General features: G+C 71.4%; 9 protein-coding genes. 8 read left to right on the top strand and 1 reads right to left on the bottom strand.

The genetic code is table 11. The features are described 5' to 3' along the window. The first annotated feature begins 450 nt into the window (after window positions 1–450). From ABT093_RS03870 to ABT093_RS03895, 6 genes are all read left to right on the top strand, one after another. Entirely contained in the window at window positions 451–660 is a 210-nt protein-coding gene (locus ABT093_RS03870; protein ID WP_350560032.1) for a hypothetical protein, read from the top strand. Between the two features lie 630 nt (window positions 661–1,290). Beyond that, window positions 1,291–1,494 carry a cold-shock protein gene (locus tag ABT093_RS03875; protein ID WP_030918248.1) on the top strand — a complete coding sequence of 68 codons (204 nt, stop codon included), beginning with the start codon at window positions 1,291–1,293 and terminating at the stop codon, window positions 1,492–1,494. Window positions 1,495–1,860: 366 nt separating this feature from the next. Beyond that, a complete protein-coding gene (locus ABT093_RS03880; RefSeq protein ID WP_350560034.1) occupies window positions 1,861–3,402 on the top strand; it encodes a DEAD/DEAH box helicase in 1,542 nt (513 codons plus the stop codon). A 135-nt stretch (window positions 3,403–3,537) separates the two neighbouring features. Next, window positions 3,538–3,915 carry a CBS domain-containing protein gene (locus ABT093_RS03885; protein ID WP_350560036.1) on the top strand — a complete coding sequence of 126 codons (378 nt, stop codon included), beginning with the start codon at window positions 3,538–3,540 and terminating at the stop codon, window positions 3,913–3,915. A gap of 22 nt (window positions 3,916–3,937) precedes the next feature. Next, window positions 3,938–4,309 (top strand): hypothetical protein, encoded by a 372-nt coding sequence (locus ABT093_RS03890; RefSeq protein ID WP_350560038.1) that lies wholly within the window; start codon window positions 3,938–3,940, stop codon window positions 4,307–4,309. A 218-nt stretch (window positions 4,310–4,527) separates the two neighbouring features. Then, a protein-coding gene (locus tag ABT093_RS03895) for an IS5 family transposase (protein WP_350560040.1) occupies window positions 4,528–5,345 on the top strand; the annotation gives its coding sequence in 2 pieces (ribosomal slippage) (window positions 4,528–4,885 and window positions 4,885–5,345; 819 coding nt in all). A gap of 408 nt (window positions 5,346–5,753) precedes the next feature. On the opposite strand, the gene ABT093_RS03900 is transcribed toward ABT093_RS03895, so the two are convergent. Beyond that, window positions 5,754–6,776 (bottom strand): ArsR/SmtB family transcription factor, encoded by a 1,023-nt coding sequence (locus tag ABT093_RS03900; RefSeq protein ID WP_350560042.1) that lies wholly within the window; start codon window positions 6,774–6,776, stop codon window positions 5,754–5,756. 250 nt (window positions 6,777–7,026) lie between these two features. Between ABT093_RS03900 and ABT093_RS03905 the strand changes: the two genes are divergently transcribed. Together ABT093_RS03905 and ABT093_RS03910 are read left to right on the top strand one after the other, a co-directional pair. Then, window positions 7,027–7,293 (top strand): hypothetical protein, encoded by a 267-nt coding sequence (locus tag ABT093_RS03905; RefSeq protein WP_350560044.1) that lies wholly within the window; start codon window positions 7,027–7,029, stop codon window positions 7,291–7,293. 1,084 nt (window positions 7,294–8,377) lie between these two features. Further along, the gene (locus tag ABT093_RS03910) at window positions 8,378–8,830 is read left to right on the top strand and encodes a hypothetical protein (protein ID WP_350560046.1); all 453 of its coding nucleotides are present in this window, start codon (window positions 8,378–8,380) and stop codon (window positions 8,828–8,830) included. Window positions 8,831–9,338: the final 508 nt, after the last annotated feature.

Consider the following 9,338-nt stretch of genomic DNA (forward strand, 5'->3'; position numbering starts at 1 on the left):
CACGGCGGCCCCACCGCAGCACCACCGGGCCGCTGATTTTGCCGGGTCATTTGGGTTCGGGCACGGATTTCGTGAAGCCGATCAGTAGGTTGTCACGGTCTGTGTCGGCGGCTGGCCGCGACGAGGAGGAGTCGTTTCCGGAGCAAGGGCGGCTTCGCTCGACCGAACATGCCGCGCTTGAGGGCCTTGAGGTCGTTGGCGCGGCCCTCGACCGGGCCGGATGACCGGTCGGCGCTCATGCCGCAGACGACGGCGTCGAGGTCGGGGATCAGTCCGGCGGCGAAGCCGGCCGGGCCGCTCCGGCTGTAATCCCCAGTGCATGACGGAGGGCCCAGAGCGCGATACCCGAGGCCCTCCTGCTTCGCTCAGGCCGCACCTTCGAGGTGTGCTGCCCGCCACCCGGCGCACGCCGAGTGGCGAACCCGCTCCAGGGCCAGGAACAGTCGATACATGACACAGACCACATGGACCGAAGCCAGAATCGAGCTCCCCGCCACCGAGGGCGGCCACGCCGCAGACACAGGCTTGGCCCTCATCGGCCCGGACGGCTGGGTGCACGTCAAGCCGGACATTAGCGGCGGCGGGGGCTTCAGGTCCTACCCGCCCCAGACGGTCTCCAAGATCACCTGGAAGACCGATCCGTGGTCCGCGGACCAGTAGCGCACGCGAAAGGGCCCCGGCACCGAAGCGCCGGGGCCCTGCCTGCTGCTACGCCGCGCCGTCCGGATCCTTGGGCTATAGCCGCAGGCATAGGTCCTTCAGGCCCGACCGACATCCCCAAGCGCGGCTGGATCGCGATCCTCAGACGCACCGGCCGCGAGTCCTCGCCGACGAACTGCCGGACCGGGCCGCAGCGCTCACCTGATACGCGGTGCTGGCGATCTTCCCCGCGCTGCTGGTCCTCGTCTCCAAGGCCATGCGCCTGGAGCCGGGCCACGGGGAGGAGACTCCTACCGCGGAAAGGGGCGCCTTGTCGGCAGGGGCGCGCTACGGAGCTGCCGGCTCAACCAGACTTTCCTTCATGCGTGTTGACGGTCGTGGGCGCCCCGCGCCCCGCGGCTCCGGGAAGAGGCCCCGCAGAACCGGGGGTGGAATATCCCCCCGAGGCGGGCCTGGGCCTGCTAGGGTCTCCCTAGTTGCAGTAGTGGTTCCCATGAACTTTGTGTGCGCCTGCTGATGTTTCGCAGGCGCCTTTTTGTTTCCCGGCTCTTCCCCGGGTGGGTGCTCATCGCGGCGACTCGGAGTCCGCACTGTGCGGGCTTCGGACAGCCCCTTGAAGGAGATTTCTTTATGGCTAATGGCACTGTGAAGTGGTTCAACGCGGAAAAGGGCTTCGGCTTCATCGAGCAGGAGGGTGGCGGTCCTGACGTGTTCGCCCACTACTCGAACATCAACGCCAACGGCTTCCGTGAGCTGCTCGAGGGCCAGAAGGTCGAGTTCGACGTCACGCAGGGCCAGAAGGGCCCGCAGGCCGAGAACATTCGTCCGCTGTAGTTTCTGCCACGGCACCCGCCTGGTAGCGAGGGGCCCGCACCGCGTACACGATGCCCGGTGCGGGCCCCTCGGCATTGCGCCGCCATGCGCATTCCCCGGCCGTTCCCGGCCCCTGGCTCCGCCACCGGCGGCCATCCCCACGCGAGACGCGCAGCGCCGCGTCCGGATCGGCGCCCTCCCGTGACACCCACGGTTCGAGGTTCTTCGCTCCCGCCCCGCGGTGAGTGCTGACCTGAGGTGACGTGCCGCACGGTTTCACCGTCCACGCTCCGCACTCCATACTTTCGGCCCGTTCCCTGCGGCCTCCTGCCGGCGCCCCCGCGCTGCGGAGCCGCCTCGCGACGTGCCGCCCCAGGAAGGTTTCCCATGAACCGCTCCAGCCGCTCCCCGCACAAGAGCGCCAACTCCCGCTCCTCGGCCTCCTCCCGCTCCGGCGGCAGCTCCTTCTACGGCGACCGGCCCTCCAGCAGTGGGGGGCACTCGCCCGGACGAACTGGTCGTCAGGGTGTTTCCGTGCAGCGTGAGTTCGCGATGCCGGTGAGCACCACTCCGGCACTGCCGGCCGTCGAGACCTTCGAGGAACTGGACATGCCGAAGGCGTTGCTGTCGGTGCTGACCCGCCAGGGCGTCACCGCGCCGTTCCCGATCCAGGCCGCCACGCTGCCGAACTCGCTCGCCGGCCGCGACGTTCTCGGACGGGGCCGGACCGGCTCCGGCAAGACCATCGCGTTCGGTCTGGCCGTGCTGGCCCGCACCGCGGGCCGGCGCGCCGAACCCCGCCGACCGCTGGCCCTGGTCCTGGTCCCCACCCGCGAACTCGCCCAGCAGGTCACCGACGCCCTCACCCCCTACGCCCATGCGGTGCGCCTGCGCATGGCGACCGTGGTCGGCGGGGTGTCGATCGGCCGCCAGGCCCACGCCCTGGACCGCGGGGCGGAGGTCGTGGTGGCCACGCCCGGCCGGCTCAAGGACCTGATCCGGCGGGGCGACTGCCGGCTGGACGGGGTCGGCATCACGGTGCTCGACGAGGCCGACCAGATGGCGGACATGGGCTTCCTGCCGCAGGTCACCGAGTTGCTCGACCAGGTGGCCGAGGGCTGCCAGACGATGCTGTTCTCCGCGACCCTGGACCGCAACGTCGACCGCCTGGTCCGCCGATTCCTCAAGGACCCGGTCACCCACTCGGTGGACCCGTCCGCGGGAGCGGTCAGCACCATGGAGCACCACGTCCTCCATGTGCAGAACCACGACAAGAACGCCACGATCGCGCACATCGCGTCCCGCGACGGCGGGGTGATCATGTTCATCGACACCAAGCACGGCGCCGACCGCCTGGTGGAGGACCTGCTCGCCAACGGCGTGAAGGCCGCGGCCCTGCACGGCGGCAAGTCCCAGCCGCAGCGCACCCGCACCCTGGAGCTGTTCCGCACCGGCCAGGTCACGGCGCTGATCGCGACCAACGTCGCCGCCCGCGGGATCCATGTCGACGGCCTCGACCTGGTCGTCAACCTCGACCCGCCGAACGACCACAAGGACTACCTGCACCGCGGTGGGCGCACCGCCCGGGCGGGCGAGTCCGGCACCGTCGTCACCCTCGTCCTGCCCAACCAGCGCCGCGAGATGGCCCGGATGATGACCACCGCCGCCATCACCCCCGTCACCACCAGGGTCAGCGCCGGCGACGAGGACCTGGCCCGCATCACCGGCGCCCGCGTGCCCACCGGCATCCCCACCGTGATCGCGGCCCCCGTCGTCGAGCGCCCGCGCCGCAGCCCGTCCACGAGCCGCAACCGCCGCAGCCGCCCCGCCCGCACCGTGGGCGCCACCGGCACGGCCGCTGTGGGCCGGGTCGGCCAGGGTTCCTCCGGCCGCCGCCGGGCACCCCGCCGCGTCGACCTCGCCGCCTAGCAAGCAGCCCGGGCCCGGACCGCCGCCGTGGTCCGGGCCCACCGGACACACCGGCGCCCGCCGCCGGCCGTCCCACCGTCGTCAGCGCCCCGACCACCGCCGGCCCCGGCGGAAGCGACCCAAAGGAGTCCGCCCATGACCCTCACCCTCGAACCCCCCGCCGCCACCGCGGTCCGCGACCTCATGACCCACCCCGAGCTCCAGATCAGCGACGACGTCATGCTTGACGTGGCGATCCACATCCTCCACGGCTCCGGCGCCGACCACCTCCTGGTCCGCGACGACGACGGCCGCTGCGCGGGCCTCCTGACCCGGCGGCACCTCGCCCCGTTCCAGGCCCGCTCCCGGACCACCGCGCGTACCCCGGTACGCGACATCGTCCTCGACCGGGCCCCGTTCGCCACCCCCGACATGCCCGTCGCCACCGCGGCAGCCGCCATGCGCGCCCGGGACCTGGTCGTGTGGCCGGTCGTCGACCACGACGGCCACGCCGTCGGCCTGCTCACCCTCTGAGGGCACCCCTGAACTCGACGAGTTGCAGCGCGCGGGCGTCATCCATCTCCTGCGCGAGGCGTTCGACGCGATCGAGGCCGTCGACGGGGAGGACGGCGAGGTCGTCGAGATCACCGATACCTTCATCGGTGTCCATCCCGAGGGCGCGCTGCTGAAGAAGGCGGAGTACCGGATCCGCTCGTCCCCGCTCGGGCCGTTCTCCGACAGGTCGAACCACACGTGGGACATCTGTCGCCACTCGGTGCGGGCCTGGGCGGTCCCGGCTCCGCCGAGCACGCCCGTGAGGGTCATGCTCAGGCCCCACGCCGGCGAGGAGGACGGAACGGAGCCGTGCGCGGACGGTGGTGCGCTTCTTCAGCTTCTTCTCTCGTGTACTGCCGGAGCCGGGTCCTGACGCCCTATCCGGTTCGCGGAAGCGCTGACAAGGGGGCCGCGGTGTTCTTCCGGGCAGCATCGTGGCGCGACGGCGAATGGCCTGTGCATGCCGGGAACGGGGCGCCGCGAACCCCGAGCAGGGGACAGCCGGACCTCCATGGAGGCGGACGGAGGAGGGGCCGAACGCCTCCCGAGGCTTAGACCGTGTCCTATGTGGTGGTGGCTCGTTGATCGGGCATGGGGCGGGGTACGTGGAGTTGGATTGTTCCGGACGGGTTGTGGGAGATCGCGAGGCCTTTGATCCCACCGGAGCGGGTGCGGCCACAGGGCGGCGGAACAGCTAACACGCCTGATGAGACCCTGTTCGCGGCGATCGTGTACGTGCTGGTCAGCGGATGCGCGTGGCGCGCGCTGCCGCCCTGCTTCGGGGTGTCGAAGTCGACCGCGCACCGCCGTTTCCTGATCTGGTCGAGAGCCGGGGTGTGGGGCGGGCTCCACGAGGCCGTTCTCGAGCGCCTGGAGGATGCGGGCCTGCTGGACCTCTCCCGCACTGTGCTCGACTCCGCCCACGTGAGGGCCAAGAAGGGGGCGGGCTCACCGGTCCGAGCCCCGTGGACCGGGGCAAGCCGGGTTCCAAGATGCACGTCCTGTCGGACACGGGCGGACTGCCCCTCGTCGTGGGTGTCACCGCGGGCAACACCCACGACAGCAAGGCACTGAAGCCCATGGTCGAGGGCCACCTGATGAGACAGCCCACCTGGGGCGACCGCTACCGCAAGCCCGGGCGCCTGCACGCGGACAAAGCGTACGACGTGCCTCATCTGCGGAAATGGCTTCGTGGCAAGCGGATCGGCGTCCGCATCGCCCGCAAGGGCATCGACTCCAGCGAGCGTCTCGGACGCCGCAGGTGGGTCATAGAACGGACGATGTCCTGGCTGAGCGGCTACCGCAGACTCAACCACCGCTACGAACGAGATCCCCGCAACTACCTGGCCTTCCTCGGCCTCGCCGCCACCCTCTGCTGCTACAAGCGCCTGACCCGCCTCACCACATAGGACACGGTCTTAGCCGTTCCCGATCGCCGCCCAGCGCACCGGCCCTGACTGCTGAGTGGGTGCCAGATGGGGGCGGCCGGGCCGCGCTCCGCCGCGGGAAGGGCCCAGGAAGCCGCACGCGGGATCGCTCCGGTACGGCCGCATCTGGTGAAGTTGCCTTCCGGCTTCGGTTGAGAGGGGCCCGGTGGAGCAAGAGGCGCGCCAGGCAAGGCAGTTCGGGTACAGCGTCTCTCCCGTGGCGGCCCGGGAGACCCGGCAGGGCAGCGCCTGCGCGGCCGCCCTGGACGTCGTCGCCGCCGCTGGTTTTCTCGCCCGCGCGGGGTTCGGGCATCTGGAGGCGGGGCCGTACGCGCGCCCTGCGGCTGTGGTCCACCGTCTTCGGAGGGCCGGGACAGTCTTTCTGGGCGGTCAAGTCCGGAAGTGATGGCCGTTGAGCAGGGCGCTGCCGAGGGGGGTGAGTGTGTGCAGGACGGCGCTGCCGTGTCTGGTGGTGGTGATGAGGCCGGCTCTGCGGAGGATGGAGGCCTGTTCGCTCGCGGTGGGCAGTGACGCGCGGAGGCGCTCGGCGAGCTGCCCGGTGGTGCAGGGTCCGTCGCTGATGGCATGGAGGGTGCGGGCCCGGGTGCGGCCCAGGAGCGCGGACAAGGCGCCGTCGATCTCGTGGTGGGACGTCGTCAGCAGTGCGGCGGCGTCGGACACGCCGCGCATCACGGGCAGGAAGAGCAGGACCGGTGCCTGGTCGTCCGCCGGGTTGGTGTAGGAGATCGGCCGGGTCTGGCAGAAGGCGGACGGCACCAAGAGCAGGCCCCGGCCCTCCAGGTTGACGGTGCCGGTGAGAGTGCCCCTGCCGATCTCCAGTGTCGGTGGCTTCCAGCGGAACTCGGGTGGCAGTGCGGCGAGCATCGCCTCGGGTCCGTCCTGGGCGAGCCTGAGCGCGTGCGTGGTCTGTTCGGCCCGCAGCCGGGGCAGGATCCGCTGCCAGTGGGGGGCCACGGCAACACGGTGGACGTCCTGGAGGAACGCGAGCAGTTCCTCACGGTCCTTCCGGTCGTACGCGATGTCGCCCCACGCCACACCGGCCCAGGGGCCCGTGCAGCGTGAGTAGTGGTCCCGAGCCTCGGCGGCCGCCTCGAGTTCGGTGTGCAGGTTCTCCGCCGGCGCGGCACGCAGTGCCTCGATCCCCTCCTCGACGGACGACGCGGCGCCGGTGACGGTGAACAGGTCCAGGACGGTCTCCCGGAAGAGGGACGAGGCCGGATGGACGGGGGCCGGAGACTGGGTGTGGACCTTGTGCCGCCAAGCGCCGAACATCGCCCGGCCGTGCGGCTGCTGCAGGGTTGTCAGCGCGTGCAGCGTCTCGCCGAGCGGGCCCCAGGTCGCCGCTATCCGAGTCCTGGCGAGGTCCTGCGGGGTGAACGTGATGCGTAACACGTGAGGCTACTCCCGGGCTCTGTTCGGACGTCCACCTTCTTTCCGCCGCCCATCGTCTCCGGCCGTGCACAGCTGCTTCAAGTGGGCCTCACCACAGGTGTTTCGGCGACGGCCGAAAGGACTGGGACCGCGCCTACGAGCACCGTCAGGATGGAGCCCGAAGGCGACGGGCCGGGGGAACCGCGAGACACAAGTGGTTCCCCGGGCCGGAAGGTCGCCCGAAATCGAGAACCCATCCAAGGAGGCGTTCATGCGTATCCGCCATGTTCTCGCGGCCACCGCAATCGGTGCCGCGCTCACCGTGGGGGCTGCGGCCGCACCGGCTGTGGCGGCCACGCCGCCGGTTGCGACCCCCAGCTCGGCCGCGCTCTACTGGGTGAACTCGGGCGAAACGTTCAACCGATTCGACCCCTGCAACCAGCGCGGCGCGTGGTACTGGGACAACTACTCGAACGTCTACAGCTGGGACTGCCGCTGGAGCGGCAGCACCTACAAGCTGTGGCTCCAGAAGGGCTGAGCAACCCCTCTGACGGACCTGCCCCTCGTTTCTAGCGGCTTGTCACCCGCCCATGCCCCGGGGGCCTGGGCGGGACGGTGCCGCGAGACGAGAGTCGAGGTCCTGCCACTGCCCCAGGGATCGGGACGCTCCCTGGGGCAGTGGGTCTGTGGGTTGGTCGTGGCGACACCACGGTCTGAGCGGGCCGGAAGCAACGGCCTCTGGTCTCTCCGATAGCTGCCCGACACTGGTGGCCGCCCGCCGCGTGAGCCCTTGCGCGCTGGCGGGCGGCCTCAGAGGCGTTCAGGGCGGGGAAACTGGTCAGCTTGAGAGTCGGTCGACCAGGAGCAGATGGCGTGTATGTCCCCGGAACGCCCGGCTGGCTTTGTTCACGGGTTGCGGAGTCAGTTCGTCACGATTTCGGGAGGCGCCTGCTGAACGGTGGAGCCGATGTTCACGAGAACGGGAGCCACCCGCCGACGTCCGGCAACGGCGCGGTGCTCGCTCCCGCCTGCCCCCGTAGCCAGCGCTTTTGGCCTGAGCCCCAGACGACCGCTACCCGGCGGCCTTCGGTCGCCACCGAGGTGCTGACCGCTGTCGTGAACATCCGGCTTGGGCGCTGACTCCCAAACTGCTGTCGAAACGCTGCTCTGCGATGTGAACAGAGCCACGCGTTCGGTGTGCACGCCTGCACCCGCCCCCGCGTGCACGCGAGAAAGAACGCCGACGCGGCGCCCGGCGGCCCCCGCTCGGAACCGCGGCTGCGTGCGCGCGACGTCCCGCCGATCGGCGGCGTGGCCCAGGAGCTCGCGCTCGGCCAGGCGCGGTTGCGGGGCGACCGCAGGCCGGCCCGGCGCCTCGACACACACTCTCGGTCACACTCACCCCACACTCACTCAGCCCGGGAAAGTCCGTCCGCGCGGCCGTGGACAGGCATGATGGGCTGTTTATCGGGTGAGTGAGTACGGAGTAAGTGTGACTGTTCGTCACTGGCAACCCGGGCACGCGCCGGTCGGACCGTCCGGCGGACGCGGCGCACGCAGTCACCTGGGTGACCGCGGGCCGGGCCGGCTCGTTGTCGGGAACGGACCGATTCGCCGCCACCGTGCCGGAGGACCCTGATGCCCGATCGCCCGCCGCCGGCGCCGACGACGTCCAGGCCGCCCGCCTGCTCGCCGAGCAGGCGCTGAACGCCTTGGAGAGCGGGCAGCGCGACCTCGCCCGCGCGCTCGGCGCCCTCGCCCTGCTGCACGCCCGCCCAGCGGCCGACCCCGACGAGGCGGTACCGGCATGGGTGCCGGCGCAGGCCGCGCCCCGATCGAGGGAGCCCACCGCGCAGGACAGGATCCTGCTCGCCCTGGCCGCCGCAGACGGCGAGGGCTTCCGCCACCTCGATGAGATCACCGAGGCGTGCGGCATCCCGCGCAGAACGGTGGAGAACACGCTCACCCGCCTGGTCAAGGCGGGCCGGGTCGTTCGCAACCCGGCCACGCCCGGGGAGTACAGCGTCCGGCCGGCCGAGCCGACGGGAGCGCCGGCCCCGGCCGCAACCCCCTGAAAGGCCACAGGCCCCCGACCCCGGCCCGCGGCGCCGGGCGTACCCACGGGGCGGTGACGCCGGGTGACCTCCCCCTCCCTCCCCCCTGGCGCCGGAAGCCTCCCCGGCACAGGTCACGGGCCCGGGAAGCGTTCTCGCGGCGCCGGGGGAGGGAGGGGGGAGGTTGCGGAAAGTGGCGGTGGTGACCTGCCGTCCGGAGTCCGGCCCCGGCTGCCGCACGCGGGTCCTGGTGTGGGTCCTGACGTGGGATTCCCCCCCCGCTGGCACCGCCTGCCCCGTTTCCGCTCGGGTGCCGAAGGCGGCTGCCGGGGCGGGGGCGTCGGTGGTGGCGGCGAGGAAATGTGTGACGGCCGGGCCGGTTGGCCGGCCGGGTATCGGCCGGCCAACCGGTGCGCGCGGGTGCCGGTCAGGCTAGGCGGCCCTCGCGGGCGAGGGCGCCGAGCCAGTGGGCGGAGGGCTTCGGGGTGCGCGCGAAGGTCTCCGGGTCCACCGCCACCAGGCCGAAGGT

Source organism: Kitasatospora sp. NPDC002551, assembly GCF_040296005.1.
Taxonomy (GTDB): Bacteria; Actinomycetota; Actinomycetes; order Streptomycetales; family Streptomycetaceae; genus Kitasatospora.